The 15,486-nt window shown below is 67.0% G+C and carries 12 protein-coding genes; 7 read left to right on the top strand and 5 right to left on the bottom strand.

Annotated elements, in window-relative coordinates; translation table 11 throughout:
- Positions 1–336: 336 nt before the first annotated feature.
- Together LZC94_02765 and LZC94_02760 are read left to right on the top strand one after the other, a co-directional pair.
- Positions 337–1,071 (top strand): RNA polymerase sigma factor, encoded by a 735-nt coding sequence (locus LZC94_02765; GenBank protein ID WXB16204.1) that lies wholly within the window; start codon positions 337–339, stop codon positions 1,069–1,071.
- A complete protein-coding gene (locus LZC94_02760; GenBank protein WXB16203.1) occupies positions 1,068–2,345 on the top strand; it encodes a FecR family protein in 1,278 nt (425 codons plus the stop codon). The genes LZC94_02765 and LZC94_02760 overlap by 4 nt, the downstream gene beginning before the upstream one ends.
- Positions 2,346–2,366: 21 nt before the next feature.
- On the opposite strand, the gene LZC94_02755 is transcribed toward LZC94_02760, so the two are convergent.
- A complete protein-coding gene (locus LZC94_02755; protein WXB16202.1) occupies positions 2,367–2,687 on the bottom strand; it encodes a PilZ domain-containing protein in 321 nt (106 codons plus the stop codon).
- Positions 2,688–2,846: 159 nt separating this feature from the next.
- Between LZC94_02755 and LZC94_02750 the strand changes: the two genes are divergently transcribed.
- The 3 genes from LZC94_02750 (at position 2,847) to LZC94_02740 (ending at position 6,433) form a co-directional block, all read left to right on the top strand.
- Positions 2,847–3,572 (top strand): response regulator transcription factor, encoded by a 726-nt coding sequence (locus LZC94_02750; protein ID WXB16201.1) that lies wholly within the window; start codon positions 2,847–2,849, stop codon positions 3,570–3,572.
- A gap of 12 nt (positions 3,573–3,584) precedes the next feature.
- Positions 3,585–4,958 carry a HAMP domain-containing histidine kinase gene (locus tag LZC94_02745; GenBank protein WXB16200.1) on the top strand — a complete coding sequence of 458 codons (1,374 nt, stop codon included), beginning with the start codon at positions 3,585–3,587 and terminating at the stop codon, positions 4,956–4,958.
- Positions 4,959–5,650: 692 nt separating this feature from the next.
- Positions 5,651–6,433, top strand: a complete 783-nt coding sequence (locus LZC94_02740; GenBank protein WXB16199.1) for an FHA domain-containing protein — start codon at positions 5,651–5,653, stop codon at positions 6,431–6,433.
- 561 nt (positions 6,434–6,994) lie between these two features.
- Here LZC94_02740 and LZC94_02735 read toward each other — a convergent pair.
- Positions 6,995–7,555: a MarR family transcriptional regulator gene (locus LZC94_02735; protein WXB16198.1), complete on the bottom strand. Its 561-nt coding sequence runs from the start codon at positions 7,553–7,555 to the stop codon at positions 6,995–6,997.
- A gap of 97 nt (positions 7,556–7,652) precedes the next feature.
- Here LZC94_02735 and LZC94_02730 point away from each other — a divergent pair, with 97 nt between their 5' ends.
- A complete protein-coding gene (locus LZC94_02730; GenBank protein WXB16197.1) occupies positions 7,653–9,812 on the top strand; it encodes a thioredoxin domain-containing protein in 2,160 nt (719 codons plus the stop codon).
- A 6-nt stretch (positions 9,813–9,818) separates the two neighbouring features.
- On the opposite strand, the gene LZC94_02725 is transcribed toward LZC94_02730, so the two are convergent.
- Complete coding sequence (locus LZC94_02725) at positions 9,819–10,223, bottom strand: DUF3224 domain-containing protein (GenBank protein ID WXB16196.1); 405 nt, start codon at positions 10,221–10,223, stop codon at positions 9,819–9,821.
- A gap of 63 nt (positions 10,224–10,286) precedes the next feature.
- Positions 10,287–11,825 (bottom strand): polynucleotide adenylyltransferase PcnB, encoded by a 1,539-nt coding sequence (gene pcnB / locus LZC94_02720; protein WXB16195.1) that lies wholly within the window; start codon positions 11,823–11,825, stop codon positions 10,287–10,289.
- Between the two features lie 583 nt (positions 11,826–12,408).
- Between pcnB and dnaK the strand changes: the two genes are divergently transcribed.
- Positions 12,409–14,331: a molecular chaperone DnaK gene (gene dnaK, locus LZC94_02715; GenBank protein ID WXB16194.1), complete on the top strand. Its 1,923-nt coding sequence runs from the start codon at positions 12,409–12,411 to the stop codon at positions 14,329–14,331.
- Positions 14,332–14,423: 92 nt separating this feature from the next.
- Here dnaK and LZC94_02710 read toward each other — a convergent pair whose 3' ends face one another.
- Positions 14,424–15,455, bottom strand: a complete 1,032-nt coding sequence (locus LZC94_02710; protein ID WXB16193.1) for a lamin tail domain-containing protein — start codon at positions 15,453–15,455, stop codon at positions 14,424–14,426.
- Positions 15,456–15,486 lie beyond the last annotated feature (31 nt).

Below are 15,486 nucleotides of genomic sequence, written 5' to 3'. Positions count from 1 at the left end.
GAGCTTCCCTGCAGCATGGGCCTCATGCTGCCCATTGCGCTCGTCATCGTCGTCGTCCTCGTGTCACTCGACGTGCTCGACCTCGCAAACCGCCGCCGCGCCCCTCGCGTCCGCCTTTAGCGCTCCTCGCCCGCGGCATCGCGCTCCGGTCAGCGTGCCAGCGCCTATGTCCGCGAGTCTTCGAGCTCCACGGAGCCCGAAGGCGGACCTGCCAGCAAGTCCTCGAGCTCCACGGAGGCCGAAGGGCGGAGTGAATGTTGCGCTTTTCGCAAGCAACGTTAGAGCGTGGTGGGTGCAGCGCTCGTTTATGATTCCGACCTCTTGCGGGGTTGGCGCATGAGTCCGGACGGACGCAAGTCCGGAGGTGCGCTCACGAACCCGGAGGAAAGCATTTCCCCGGCCAGCACGGCAGCCGCAACGGCAGCGCGAACGCTGAGCACGGGAGCCCTCGTCGTCCCGGCCGCCGACGATACGATCCTTGCGGACGCCATCCGCGGGAACACCTCGGCGTTTCGCGCGCTCTATGCGCGGCATCGGACCGATGTGGCGCGGCTGGTTTATCGCATGCTCGGCGTGAGCGCCGATCTCGATGACGTCGTGCAAGAGGTCTTCTTCCAGGTTTACCGCAGCCTCAAAGACTTCCGCGGCCAATCGAAATTTTCGACGTGGCTGCATCGCGTTACCGTGAACGTGGTCCTGATGCACCGCCGCGCGGCACGCAGCCGGCCGATGCTGACGGACGAGGCCCCGCCGGACCTCAATCCCGACACCCGCGTGGCCCTGCCGGACGAAGACGCAGCCCGGCGGGAGCGTGTGCGAGCATTCTCGCGACTCCTCGAGCGCCTGCCGGAGAAGAAACGGATCGTGTTCATCCTTCACGAGCTCGAAGGGATCGCGCCCTCGGAGATCGCCAAGATCGTCGAAGCGCCCGTGCTCACCGTGCGCACGCGCCTCTTTTACGCGCGGCGCGAGATCGAAGCGATGCTGGCCGACGAGCCATCGCTGGCAGGTTTGAAATCGTTGGTCGACGTCGAAGGAGACGTGGACGTGAAGGACGGGGGAGGGACATGAAACGCGATCGGTCCAAGGCGCAGCTCGATGCCATCTTGCGCGAAGTACGCGAGGATCTCGTCCCACCCGGCCGCGGGCCCGATGGCGACTTCTCCGCCGTCGACGCCAAGCTTTTTGCGCGCATCACCAAAGAGCAAGCCACGCCCGAACGCGATCGCATCCCCGTGCTCCCCGCCCGCACCTTGGCGCGCTCCCGATATTTCTGGGGCGGCACGGCGCTCGTCGCGGCCGCCGCCGCCGCGATCTTCGTGATCCGGCACCCGGCGCCCGCGGTGCCTGGCGAGGGGCCGCTCGCGGAAGCCACCCAAAGCGGGGCCGCCGATCGCAACCATCCTTCTTCGCCTTCTTCGGAGCTGGGAGCCGAGTCCGCGGCGGCCGCATTTCAAACGCGCGAGGGGCGCGGCGATATCCGCATCGCGGGGAAGGTCGCGGAGCCCGGGCACGTGCTCGGCGCGTCCGAATCGGTGGAGACGACCGATGCGCGCGCCACCTTCGTGAGCGGCCAAGAGGCGCGGCCCGCGGTGACATGGCTCCTCGAGGAGCGCTCGCACGTCGACGTGCGGCACGTGCAAATGCCTTTGACATTGGCCCTCTCCCAAGGGGCGGTCGAAGCGCAGGTCGCGCCGGTGCCGCAGGGTGAGGCTTTTGCCGTCGATATCGATGGGGTGCGGGTCGCCGTCCACGGCACCCATTTGCGCGTGTCGCGCGAAGGCAGGCACGTGACCGTCGATTTGACGGAGGGCGTCGTAGCCATCGGGGCGGTGCCACAATCTAGTTTGGCCGGTTTGACCGAGGGGACCACGGTGACCGCGCCGGCCCACGTGGAGTTCGACACGGCGAACCTTTTGGCCTCCTTCCGCATCGATCGTGCGCCGGCATCGGTTCGCGCCGCGGTGCCGCTCGCACAAGCGCGAACGGAGGGCACGCGCCCGGCCGCGCGGGATGCACGCGACGTGCAAGGCGCTGCGCAGCCCGAAAAGCCCGCGAGCGCGCGGACGGCCAACGGCAACCCGGCGGCGGCTCCCTCGCAGCGGTCCGAGGAGATCATCGCCAAGGGGGTCCGCGCCTGCGTGGCGAATCAACTGCGCGAGGCGACCGTGCACGTGACGGTCAGCTCCAAGCTTTCCCTCAAGATTGGCGACGATGGAATGGTGCGCATGGCACAATTCAATCCACCGCTCGCCCCGGAAGCGCAGGAGTGTGCGTCGCGAATCATTTACAAGACCCGCTTCCCCCGCGGGGGCGATATCGAGATCCCGCTCTCGAGCGAATAGCGCGGTTCGCCTCGGGAGGGGCTAGCGGCGTCGCTCGCCGATGCGCACGATCTCGGTGATGGCGAAGGTTTCGCGGGCGCTCAGGGTTCGGAACTGGACCCCCATGCCATCCCGGTCCGTCCAGCGGACGACCCCTGGAAGCACGAACGCGGACCGCTCGCCGGGGAGGGTCAGCTCGATCAGGACCTCCGCGCCGAACCCCGGCGGATCAGGGGTTTCCACGAACATTCCCCCGATGGAAATATCTTTCGCCCGGCCGCCGCGACGATCCGTTGTCTCCGATTTGGGTGCAAACTCGACGAGCAGATCGATTGGTGCGCGGGGTGTCCGACGTAGCTCCACGGGGATCCTCCAAGGGCCTCCCGTTGTCCTCTCCCGGGAAACGGCCGCAATCCTTTACCCTAGCATGAGCTTACTTTTCTTTACGTACCCGGACGATTTTTCGCGGCGACAATGTCGTCCAATGGTTTTTTGCACCCGCCATCCAGCGGGGTACGGGAAATGATTCGGGCACTCCTCATCGACGATGACGACGAGCTCGCGCGTCTCTTGCGCGAATACCTGGCTTCTCACCAAGTGGAGCTGGAACATGCCGCTACGGGTGCAAAAGGTCTGGAGCGCCTCGATGGCACGGCGGCCATCGATGTCGTGTTGCTGGACGTGATGCTGCCCGGCGGCATGGATGGCTTTGCGGTGTGCCGCACCATCCGCGAAACCCGGCCCGATTTGCCCATCTTGATGCTCACCGCGCGCGGCGACGATATGGACCGCATCGTGGGGCTGGAGCTCGGCGCCGACGACTACGTCCCCAAGCCGTACAACGCGCGCGAGCTGCTCGCGCGTATGAAGGCGGTGCTTCGACGCACGCGCGGCACGGCGGGCAGCTCGGACGTGCTCGAGGTCGGCGATCTGCGGGTGGACGTCCCTGGGCACACGGCCACCTTGGGCGATCGCACCGTGCCGCTCACGTCGTTCGAGTTTCGCGTGCTCGCGGCCCTGGCGCGGCGCGTAGGGCAGACGGTGACGCGCGAAGAGCTCGCGGCCGCCGTCAAGGCCGATGGCAGCAACGCCGGCTACGATCCCTCCGTGGATCGGTCGCTGGACGTGCACATTAGCCATTTGCGTCAAAAGCTCGGCGACGATCCGCGCGATCCGCGGAGGATCCGCACGGTGCGCGGCGTGGGGTACGTGCTGGTGCAACCCGCGCAAACGCACGCGAGACCGTGAAGCGGTGACGTCGTGCAGCGGCTGAAGACGCGCCTCTTTCTTTGGTTCCTCGCCGCCATCGTCATCGCCGTCGTCACCAGCTCCATCACCGTGGCCATCATGCGCCCCGAGCCGGCGCGCCCGCCCAGCGGGATGATGGCGCGCACCCTGGCCGCGCGGCTCGAGGCCATCTGGGACGATCCCAAAGCCGCCGAGGCGTACCTGGCCGAGATGCGCGAGCTCTCCGGCTACGCCTTCGAGCTTCGACGCGATCCGCGTGCCATCCCGCCGTCGGCGCATCGGATGCGGCGCTCCCCCGGCATTTTTCTCTTCGACGATGGGGTGGGCTATATCCCCATCGGCCGCCGCGAGAATGTGCTCGGGGCCGTGACCTTCCCCACGGGCGCGCCGCGCATGCGCTGGTGGCGTTTGTTCGCCGGGGTCCTCGCGGGTGCCATCGTCCTGGTCATCGCCGCCCAGCGCGTCTCGCGCGATCTGGCGCGCCCGCTGGAGCGGGTGGCCGACGCCGCCCGCCGTTTTGGCGCGGGGGAGCTGGCCGCGCGCAGCGGCATTGGCACCGCGGCGACGTCCGACGAGGTGCATCAAGTGGCGGGCGCCTTCGACGCCATGGCTGAGCGCGTCGAGCGAACGCTCCGCGATCAGCGCGAGCTGTTGGCCGCCATCAGCCACGAGCTCCGGTCTCCCCTTGGCCGCGCGCGGGTGGCGCTCGAGATCGCGCGCGACGCCAGCGCGCCGCGGGAAGCATCGGATCCCACCTCGCCCGAGCGCGCGCCCGAACGCATGCCGCGGGAAGAGACCTCGCCCGAGTCCACGTCGCTGGACCGCGTGGAGCGCCATTTGGTCGAGGTCGACGCCATCCTCTCGGACCTATTGGCGGTGACGCGCGCGGGCCTCACGGACTTGCGCACGGAGCAGGTCGCGTACCTTTCCTGGCTGCGGTCGCGCATCGCCACCGAGCGGGCCGGCGACGTCGAGCTGGTGGTGGAGGACGAGTCCCTCGAGACGGCCGTGGTCCGCATCGACGCGGCGCTCCTGGGCCGCGCGGTGCACAATTTGCTGGCCAATGCGCGGGCGCACGGTCACCCCGAGTCGGAGCCGCTCATCGTCCATGTGTCGCGGGCCGGGCAAGCGCCGGGCGCGGAGCCCGTGCGGCAGCTGCGAACGGAGGTGTGGGATCGGGGTCCGGGCATCGCACCCGACCTTCTACCGCGCATCTTCGACCCCTTCGTGCGTGGGGATAGCGCGCGGACCCGAGCCGTCCAAGGTACGGGGACGGGGTTGGGTCTGTCCTTGGTCCGGCGCATCGTCGAGGCGCACGGGGGCTCCGTCTTTGCCCGAAACGGCAAAAATGGCGCGGAAGTAGGCTTCGACCTCTTGCTCGGCTAACCTCGTCCCACCGCGAATCGGTTCAAAGGCGAGCCGCACGCGAACCACGCGCACAAACACATCTGATAAGCTCCGCCCGAAATTACCCCATGGAGATTGAGCTAGGCATCGTCTGCGGGCGTTGCGATTGGTACAGCCCGATGAAGACCGCCACGTGCCCATCGTGTGGGCACGCTCTCGCGCTCTTTCCTCGAAGTGCTTCGGAAGCTGTATCTGCAGGCGCTGCAAGCGGCGGACCTTCGACCGCGCGCGACACACACGTGGAGCTGGAGGCGGAGGAACTCGGCAACCTTGCGACGGGCACCGAGGCTGCGAACGCTCCATTGGCCGAGGGGTGGAGCGATGCACCGCCGCCCTCGGCGGGCATCTTTCTGGATCCTTTGCGGCCGCGGCGCACCTCGTCCGGGGCCGTTCAACTCGACACGACGTCGCCGCGCGCCGGTGAGGCATGGTCGGGCGTGGCCAAATCGCCGCCTGCTCCGGCGCCGCCCGCGGGTCGTGTTCCCGGTCAAAGACTGGGAGATTCGGCCGTTTCGTCGTCGGGCGCGTTCGACAGCCGCGTCTCGGGACGCGTGCGCGAAGCGTCGACATCTTTACGCGAAGCGGAAAATCATGGTCTACAACAGCCACCGGGTGCGCATACCAAAGGTGTGCTCGGGCACGTTGCATCCGGATTGAGTCTGGAGGAACTCATGGATCAAGCGAAAAACTTCGTATGCAGGTCGTGTTCGACCCCCGTGCCGATGGGACACAAGTTCTGCGGCCGGTGCGGTGCTGCAATTCCTCCCGAGATATTGAACGCCCGCACGCAGTTTTTCGGTCAGCTTCAAGTTCCGGGCAAAGCGAAGCTCATTCTCATTCGGGGGGAGGGCGTCGAGGGCCTGTCGTACCAGCTCAACGCCGAGCAACACATCGTAGGCCGCAACGGGCAGCTGGTGTTCCCCGACGATCCCTTCGTCTCCCCGAAGCACGCGAACCTCTTCTACCGCAGCGGGAAGCTCGTCGTCCGCGACGAGGGCTCCCTCAACGGCGTCTTCTTGCGCGTGCGCGGCACCGTCGACATCTCCGTCGGCGATCACTTCCTCGCGGGCGAGCAACTTTTTCGCATCGACGCCACCCCGAAGCAAGCCGACGGCCCCGCGCCCGACGGGACCTACTTCTATTCCTCGCCGAAGCACCAGAGCCCCTTCCGCATCACCCAGCTGCTTCAAGGCGGCGCCACCGGCATGACCGTATGCGCGCGCAACCAAGGCCTCCAAATCGGCCGCGAGGGCGGGGACCTCAACTTCCCAACGGACCTCTACATGAGCGCCTCGCACTGCAAGCTCGAAGAGAGCGCCGGTCGACTGAGCCTGACCGACCTCAATAGCCGCAACGGCACCTACGTCCGTCTAAAGGGCGAGCGCGAGCTCTCGCACGGCGACTACCTCTTCATCGGCCGCAAACTCCTCCGCGTCGAAATCACCGCAGCGTAACCCCTGCTCGAGCACGCTCCACCCTCCAAGAGCCCTCAGCACCCCATTTCTCTATCTTGGGTGCTTCGCACCCAAACCCATCCCAAGGGTGCGAAGCTCCAACCCATTCCCCCGGGTGCGAAGCTCCAACCCTTCCCCCCGGGTGCGAAACTCCAACCCATCTCCCCGGGTGCGAAACTCCAACCCATCTCCCCGGGTGCGAAGCTCTAACCCTTCCCCCGAGTGCGAAGCTTCAACCCATCTCCCGCGGGTGCGAAGCTCCAACCCTTCCCCCGGTGCGAAGCTCCAACCCTTCCCCCGGTGCGAAGCCCCAACCCTTCCCCCGGGTGCGAAGCTCCAACCCTTCCCCCGGTGCGAAGCCCAACCCTTCCCCCGGGTGCGAAGCTCCAACCCATCTCCCGCGGGTGCGAAGCTCCAACCCATCTCCCGCGGGTGCGAAGCTCCAACCCATCTCCCGCGGGCGCGAAGCTCCAACCCTTCCCCCGGGTGCGAAGTTCCAACCCATTCCCCCCGGGTGCGGAGCACCCAACCCCACCTCCCCCGGGTGCGGAGCACCCAAATCTACTTTTTCCCGTTCCGTTTCTCGCGCGGTGCGGACAACCCCGCCGCGCGGCGAGCCACCGTAGCCAACACCGAGAGCACTTGGACGGGGACTGCGTCGAGGAAAGCTTCGAGGTCGAAGGGGCCGTCGGTGCCGGGGAGGAGGGCCTCGAAGAGGACGCCGAAGCGATCGTATTTGCGGGATAGATCGTGGAGGCGGGTGCGGAGAGCGTCGGCGTCTTTGCCGCGGGCGTCGCCGAGGAGGGTCAAGGCGCGTTGGGAGAGGGCGCGCTTGTCGGCCACGACGCGGCGGAGACGTGCGAGGTAGGCGCCGATGATGACGTCGGGGTATTTGCCGCGTAGAACGTAGGCGTCGAAGCGCTCGCCGGAGACGCGTTGGCGCTCGACGATGCCGGCCGCTTCCAGGTTCTTGAGGTTGCCAAAAACATTGCTCTTCGAGCGCCCCAAGGTGAGGCTCAGGTCGTCCATGGAGAGCGGCCCATCCGCCAGATACAGGGCCGCCACGATCTGCCCGCCGAGACGGGTCACCCCCGGAAAGCTCGCGGCGATTTCTGCGCCCACCCCCTCGAGCAGGGCTCGTTGAGCGAGAGCTACCGAATCGGGCGACGGAGAAGAACGTGCGGGCCTCGGCATCCACGTAAGTGCTAGCGTCCTTCGCATGGCATCGCACGAAAATCGGCTCGCGAAGGAAGCATCTCCCTACCTGCTCCAGCACGCGAAGAATCCGGTCGATTGGTATCCGTGGGGCCCCGAGGCGCTCGGGCGGGCCGTGCGGGAGGACCGGCCGATCCTGCTGTCGATCGGCTACTCGGCTTGCCATTGGTGCCACGTGATGGAGCGCGAGAGCTTCGAGAACGTGGAGACGGCGAAGTTGATGAACGAGCTGTTCGTCAACGTCAAAGTCGACCGCGAAGAGCGCCCCGACCTCGATCAGATTTATCAGCTGGTGGTCCAACTCATGGGCCAAAACGGCGGCTGGCCCCTCACCGTGTTCCTCACGCCGGAGAAGAAGCCGTTCTTCGGCGGCACCTATTTTCCGCCCGCAGACCGCTATGGAATGCCCGGCTTCCCCAAGGTGCTGCAGGCCATCGCGCAAGCGTACCGCGACCGACGCGGCGAGGTCGATCTGCAAGCCACGGAGCTCACGCGCGCCATCGCCTCCGCGACGGCCTTGGAGCGCTCCGGTGAAAAGGCGGCCGCCGACGCGCGCGCCATCCACGCGGTGCCCGCGGGCGCGCGCCTCGCGCAAGCCGTGACCAAGCTGTCTGCACGATTCGACGAGCACCATGGCGGCTTCGGCACACGACCGAAATTTCCGAACACCATGTCCGTCGATCTGTTGCTGCGCCACGCGGCCCTGGACGACGACGTGGCCGCGCGCGCCCACGTGGCCATCACCTTGGACGCCATGCGCGCAGGCGGCATCTACGACCACCTGGGCGGCGGCTTCCACCGGTACTCCACCGACGAGCGCTGGCTAGTGCCGCACTTCGAGAAGATGCTCTACGACAACGCCCTCTTGCTTCGCCTCTACACCGACGCGCACCGCGCCCTCGCCGAGGCACGCTACGGCGACACCGCGCGCGCCATCGGCCAGTACGTCGCGCGGGAGATGACCGACGGCGCCGGCGGCTTCTACGCGACGCAAGACGCGGACAGCGAGGGCGAGGAGGGCAAATTTTTCGTCTGGTCCAAGGACGAGATCAAGAGCGCGCTCGCCGCCGACGAGCCCGAGGAAGACGGCTACGACGCGCGCACCTCGAGCGAGGCCACCCGCCTCGCGCTGGCCTACTTCGACGTGACCGACCGAGGCAACTTCGAGGAGAGCGGCAAAACGGTGCTCCACACCCCACGCCCGCTCGAGACGGTGGCCCACGATCTCGGCATCGCCCCCGATCGCGCGGAGAAGCTCCTCGAGCGGGTGCGGACCAAGCTCTTCGAGGCCCGCGAAGGACGCATCAAACCCTTCCGCGACGAGAAGATCCTCGCCGGCTGGAACGGGCTCCTGATCGGCGCCCTCGCCGACGCCGCCATCGCCTTGGACGACGAAACCATGCTGGGCCTCGCCGAACGCGCCTTCGCCTTCGTGCGGGCTCGGCTCGTCCAAGAAGACGGGAGCGTCCTTCGTCACATCAAGGGCGAGATCGTCAAGGGGCCTGGATTTTTGGACGACCACGCGTACATCGCCAACGCCGCCGTCGATCTCTACGAGGCCACCGGCGAACCCGGTTACATGGCGACCGCCCGCAAAATTGCGGCATCGCTGCTCGCGCGCTTCCACGACGGCGGCGGCCAGGCCCAAGGCGAGGGCGGCTTCTTCTTCTCGCCCAGCGATGGAGAGGAGCTCATTCATCGCGCAAAAGATCCGTACGATCAAGCGATCCCCAGCGGACAAGCCATGACGTGCTTGCTGCTCCTCCGGCTGGGCAGCCTGGTCGATCCCTCCTACCTCGAGCCCGCGGTAGCCGAGCTCGAACGCCTCGCCGGACCGGCCGCCGAGAACCCGTTCGGCCTGGGGCAAACCCTCATCGCCGCCGATCGCTTGACCCGCGGCACCGTCGACATCGTCCTCGTCGGAAAGCGCGGCGATCCGCGCACCCGCGCGCTCGCACGCGAAACGTTCCGCACGTACATCCCCAACCGCAACGTCGCCTGGCTCGACGAGAGCGATCCCTCGTCCCGCGAGGCTTGCGCCGTCCTCGCCGAGGGCAAGGAAGCCAAGGGCGAAGGCCCCGTGGCGTACGTCTGCCGCGGGCAAACGTGCTCCCTCCCCGTGTCGACCGCAGCCGAGCTCGGGGCGCTGCTTCGCGGAGCGTAAGCGCGCCTACGCGGAACCTTCGAGCGTGTACTCGAAGGTGTAGAAGTGCTTGCCGTCGACGATGTCGATGGCAAGCGTACCGGCGATGCCTCGAAGCTCCGCGGTCCCCGAATCGGGGACCACCATCACGACCAGCGAAGCCTTCCCACGGTTCATGGTCCCACTGTGCTGGAGCACGAAGCTACCGCGCCGCCCGTGGAGCGCGCCGGTCACGCGCTCGATCGCCACATAGCCGGCGGACCCTTTTACCTCCGAGACGGCGCTCAGCATCTGCACCGTGCTCGAGGCCTCGAGATCGCCTTGGAACTGCTTGGTGATCGAGACCCGCCCGAGCTTGGCTCCCTCCGCGACATCGTAGGGAGGCTCGGCGTTCATCGTGACGTGGAAGGTACCGCGGGCAGATTGGCTCATCGTCCCACAGTCCTACACGATCCGGCCGCGCATCCCCACGCTCGGCGACGCGCCGCCCATGAATCAGCGGCGCGCAGGCCGCCGACCGAGGCGGACGGGGGCGCTGCGGCGGAAGGAGCCGCCGCGGTTGCGATCGTAAATGTCCGCCGGGAGCTCGTGGCGGAGCGTTTGCAGACCGGAGACGTCGGCGCCGCGGGCGCGCAGATCGATTTCGACCACGTCGAGCGCCTGGACGATGACGTCGCTGCGCGCGAGGCGGCCCAGCCGCGGGGCCTCGGAGCTGGAGGAGGCGCGGGCCGCGGCCCAAAGGCGCGGCTTGAGGGCTACGATGCCGCGCATCGCATCGGCCACCCGCCGCGGAAGGGCGATGCGGGCGATGACCGGATCGATGAACTCCAGCGCCGCCTGACCGCGATCGCGAACCCCGGCGGTGGCCTCTTCCAAGGGCTCGCGCAAGAGCGTGGTGAAGAGCACCGTATCGTCCAGGGCGCCGCCGCGCTCTTTGGTCATCGCGTCGATGACGTCCATGCTGCGCCAGAATCGATCGGCGCCGCCGTCGGTGGCGTCGCCGTCGTCGAGGAAGGCGGAGAGCTCGGGGATGAGCACCGCCATCATGCCGGTCTCCCAGAGGAGCCACATCGAACGATGGGCGGCGCCGCCGCGGAGCAGGCGCAAAATTTCTTCGAAGATGCGGGGTCGCGCGGCCTTGGCGAGCTCGTCGCGGCAGCCCACCATGGCCTCGTAGACGTCGGGATCGATGCCGAGATCGAGCCGGGCCGCGAACTTGATCGCGCGAAGGATGCGGATGGGGTCCTCGCGGAAGCGCACGATGGGGTTGCCGATCGTGTGGATGGCGCGCCGCTGGATGTCCTGCATGCCGCCGCACCAGTCGAGCACCTGCCGACGATCGAGATCGTAGAAGAGGGCGTTGATGGTGAAGTCGCGGCGGAGCGCGTCCTCGTGCGCATCGCCGAAGACGTTGTCGCTGCGGATCAGCAGATCGTCGTAGCTGGGGGGCGCTTCGTCCTCGCCGAAGGACTCGAGCTGCGGCTTGCGCCGGAAGGTCGCCACCTCGATGACCTTGCCGCCACCGAACAAGATGTGCGCGAGCCGGAAGCGCCGGCCGATGATGCGGCAGTTGCGGAAGAGACCTCGCACGTCCTCCGGGCGCGCGTTGGTCGCCACGTCGAAGTCCTTCGGTCTTCCGCCGAGGAGAAGATCGCGGACGCAGCCTCCGACGAGGTAGGCCTGGTAGCCGCTTCGTTCCAAACGGCGCACGACCTTGGCCGCATCCGAGTCGATGAGCGCCTCGTTCAGAGGTGCATCGTGCCGGATGAGTCCCGTCCCGGCGTGCCGCTCGAGGATCGTGTCCTCGTCCGGACCGAAGGGCGCTGCACCTTCATCGCGTTCATCGCGCGCGAGGAGACTCTCGGGCCGCGAGACCACGAATTCGTCGGCCTGCTGAACGGTGAAGGAGGGCAGCTCGGGCAACTCGGGCCAATCTGGCCGCGCCGCCGAAGGGTCGTGCGTTTCCTCCGTGGGGGGAACATCCCCGCCCCGCGGGGTCATCATCATGGTGTTCTTTTGCTTGGGCTGTCGCATGCGAAGCTGGGTCGGCCGCGCCGGGAGGAGCGAGCGGGGTGCCTGCCCGAAGACCCATGTGACCGATGCCCCTATATAAATTGGGTCTGGACTGTACCAGGGCCCACGCATCGCGGCAATCCATACACCACCTAGACGTGGCGGTCGGTGCAGTCCGTTACGCTACCCGACGCGACCGGCAGGTGCCAAGGCTCGCCGAGGCTCACCAGGGCTCACCATAACGGAGGTCGGGGACGCCGCATGGCAAGGCCAACTCCGTGCCGGAGCCGTTGACGGCGGCGTCCATGTGATTAGCTTCCCGGCATTCCTCGGCAACCAAAGGCTTTTTCGGCCACATCCGGGGCCCTGTCCTCCTCTTTTCGGGGCATGTCTCGGGTTGGCGAGATTTCCTGGGTACAGCGACCGCGAGCTGGACTATGACCCGTTTCCTCGAGCTCCCCCCTGCCCCTCTGTAGGGAAGTTCTAGGGCCCGGCAGCCCGGCAGCCATCGCGCGGGACACGGGTGCAGGTCGCGGAATAGGGGTTGCAGTTTTCTGACATTGAAATTCTTTGACTCGACGAGAAGGCAAAAAGGACGAAAACCATGGGCAAGATCATCGGCATCGACCTCGGAACCACGAACAGCGTCGTGGCCATCATGGAGGGTCGAGAACCCAAAGTGATCGTGAACGAGGAGGGGTCTCGCATCACGCCGAGCGTGGTGGCGTGGGACGACAAGGGTGAGGTCCTCGTCGGTCAGATCGCCAAGCGCCAGGCGGTTACCAACCCCGAGAACACGATTTTCAGCGCCAAGCGCTTCGTCGGACGCCGCTTCGAGGAGGTCGCCGAAGAACTCAAGCGAGTTCCCTACAAGGCCGTGCGCTCTCCCAACGGCGACACAGCGTTCGAGGTGCGCGGCAAAATGGCCTCCCCCCCGGAGGTGAGCGCCAAGGTTCTCCAGAAGCTCAAGAAGGCCGCCGAGGACTACGTCGGCGAGAAGATCTCGGAAGCGGTCATCACCGTTCCGGCGTACTTCAACGATGCCCAGCGCCAGGCCACCAAGGATGCCGGACGCATCGCAGGTCTCGACGTCAAGCGCATCGTCAACGAGCCCACGGCCGCCGCGCTCGCCTACGGCCTCGACAAGAAGAGCGACGAGATCATCGCCGTGTACGACTTCGGTGGTGGCACGTTCGACATCTCGATCCTCGAGGTCGGTGACAACGTCGTTCAGGTCATCTCGACCAACGGCGACACGCACCTCGGCGGCGACGACATCGACAACCTGATCATCGACTGGCTCGTCGCGGAGTTCCGAAAGACCTCGGGCATCGACGTCGGCAAGGACAAGATGGCGCTCCAGCGCCTCAAGGAAGCGGCCGAGAAGGCCAAGATCGAGCTGTCGAGCGTGCAGGAGACGAGCATCAACCTGCCGTTCCTCACCGTCGGCCCCGGCGGCCCGGTCCACCTCGACATGCGCCTGTCGCGCTCGAAGCTCGAGCAGATGATGACGCCGCTCATCGAGCGCTCGATGGAGCCCGTGAAGAAGGCGCTGTCGGACGCGAAGAAGGCGCCGTCGGACATCGCCGAGGTCGTCCTCGTGGGCGGCTCGACCCGCATCCCGCTGGTGAAGGAGACGGTCAAGAAGTTCTTCGGCAAGGATCCCCACCAGGGCGTGAACCCCGACGAAGTGGTCGCCATCGGCGCCGCGGTGCAGGCGGGCGTTCTCTCCGGCGACGTCAAGGACATGGTCCTTCTCGACGTCACCCCGCTCTCGCTGGGCGTCGAGACCCTTGGCGGCATCATGACCGCGATGATCCCGCGCAACACCACCATCCCCACGCAGAAGAAGGAAGTGTTCTCGACGGCCACGGATAGCCAGCCGAGCGTCGAAGTGCACGTTCTTCAGGGCGAGCGCACGGAGGCCCGCTACAACCGGACGCTCGGCAAGTTCCACCTCGAGGGCATCATGCCGGCCCCGCGCGGGGTGCCCAAGATCGAGGTCACCTTCGACATCGACGCCAACGGCATCCTCTCCGTCCACGCGAAGGACACCGCGACCGGCAAGGATCAGAAGATCACCATCACCGCCAACTCCGGCCTAAACGAGTCGGACATCCAGCGCATGGTGAAAGAGGCCGCCGAGAACGAGGCCGAGGACAAGGCCCGCCGCGAGCAAGTCGAGCGCCGCAACAAGCTCGACAACCTCTGCTACTCGCTCGAGAAGACCCTCAACGAGAACAAGGACAAGCTGCAGGCGGCCGACGTGTCCACCTTCGAGTCCCTCATCAAAGAGGGCCGCGACGCCATCGAGAAACAAGACGACGCCAAGGTGCAAGAGCTGCTCGAGAAGCTCGAGAAGGAAGCGCACCGCATCGCGAGCGTCATGTACCAAGGTGCCGGCGGCGACGCGGCAGGCGCACCCGGCGCACCGCCCAACGGTGGTCCGGATGCAACCTCCGGCGGCGAGGGCAAAGGCAAGAAGGACGGCAACGTCATCGACGCCGAGTTCGAGGAAACGCAGTAAGCGCCGTTCGAGCAGACGCTTCGTCTGCCTCGCTCGAGCGGACGCTTCGTCCGCTTCGCTCGAGCGCGGATAGGCTCCCAGAAAGAAGCTCCCTACCGTCGTGGCAGGGAGCTTCTTCGTTTTGTGCGTCGAGTCGTGCGGAGAAGAAGCAAGCCGAGGGCACCCCCAACGCCGAGCCCCAGCTTCGCATCCCCGGGCATCCCCGCAGCTCGGCAGGCGCAGGTCGCATCGAGCTCGTTCGTGAAACGACCGTCGGCGCTGTAGCGAGGGGCGGGCCCGGAATCGAACGGGGTGCGGCCGGCGTCTTTGGTTCCAAAGCCGCCATCGACGGGCGCGGCGCCAGAGTCGTCGTTTGCATCGTCGTCCCCCGCGTCGAGCGGGAGGGTCGAACAATCGACGGCGGCGGTCGCGCTGTTGCGCGGCGCGAGGGATGCCACTTGGCCGACGGTGAAGTCCGCCGCGTTGTCGTTGGTGTCGGCGCATCCCCGAGCATTGCGGAAGGCGGCGTTCACATTGCTGAGCGCGGGGGTCGCGCGGCCTTCGTAGTCGGTCCCGCCACCGTAGCCGACCATGTCGATGATGTCCGGGTGGTTCCCGCATCGGCTGGTCCCACCGCAGTTGAGCGGCGCCGTGCTGCGCGCCAACGCGATCTTTCCCTCGGTGGCGCTGAGCGCGAGGATTCCGTCGCCATCGATGGGGTTCGGCAGCGCCACCCCATTTGCGCCCGTGCTGAGCGCCACGAGGAAGTACCGCCCCGGCTCCACGATCCGGTCCGGAAATGCGAACACGGCCGTCGCAACCCCCGCGTCACCCGTGACGGCGCCGAAATTCCGCGTGCCGCCGCCATATTGAAGCGAGAGCCCCGCCAGCGACACCGCCCCATTCGAGCGATTGAAAATCTCGACGAAGTCCCGATTGTACGGCGCCCCATTGTTTCCACCACCGCCATACACCCGACTGATCACGAGCCCATCGCCCACCCCGAGCGGCAGCGCCTCCGACGTCGTCGCGCGCACGTCCGGCGCCTCGTCCTCGCGTGCGCATGCAACCATCGCCGCCGCACCGCCCATCGCGGCCATCGACCCGAGCCCCCCGAGCAACAGCACGCCAGCAGAGCGCCCCATCGTGCGCACCGCGCTCGGCCCCCTGCCCCCT

The organism is Sorangiineae bacterium MSr11954 (genome assembly GCA_037157815.1).
GTDB classification, from domain to species: Bacteria; Myxococcota_A; Polyangia; order Polyangiales; family Polyangiaceae; genus Pendulispora; species Pendulispora albinea.
This window is presented reverse-complemented; position numbering and strand designations above follow the sequence as displayed.

Excerpts from the sequence above, each read along its gene's own strand:
- LZC94_02730 (WXB16197.1), top strand. The coding sequence starts at position 7,653 with ATGGCATCGCACGAAAATCGGCTCGCGAAGGAAGCATCTCCCTACCTG.
- LZC94_02725 (WXB16196.1), bottom strand. The coding sequence starts at position 10,223 with ATGAGCCAATCTGCCCGCGGTACCTTCCACGTCACGATGAACGCCGAG.
- pcnB (WXB16195.1), bottom strand. The coding sequence starts at position 11,825 with ATGCGACAGCCCAAGCAAAAGAACACCATGATGATGACCCCGCGGGGC.
- dnaK (WXB16194.1), top strand. The coding sequence starts at position 12,409 with ATGGGCAAGATCATCGGCATCGACCTCGGAACCACGAACAGCGTCGTG.
- LZC94_02750 (WXB16201.1), top strand. The coding sequence starts at position 2,847 with ATGATTCGGGCACTCCTCATCGACGATGACGACGAGCTCGCGCGTCTC.
- LZC94_02760 (WXB16203.1), top strand. The coding sequence starts at position 1,068 with ATGAAACGCGATCGGTCCAAGGCGCAGCTCGATGCCATCTTGCGCGAA.
- LZC94_02740 (WXB16199.1), top strand. The coding sequence starts at position 5,651 with ATGGATCAAGCGAAAAACTTCGTATGCAGGTCGTGTTCGACCCCCGTG.
- LZC94_02710 (WXB16193.1), bottom strand. The coding sequence starts at position 15,455 with ATGGGGCGCTCTGCTGGCGTGCTGTTGCTCGGGGGGCTCGGGTCGATG.
- LZC94_02765 (WXB16204.1), top strand. The coding sequence starts at position 337 with ATGAGTCCGGACGGACGCAAGTCCGGAGGTGCGCTCACGAACCCGGAG.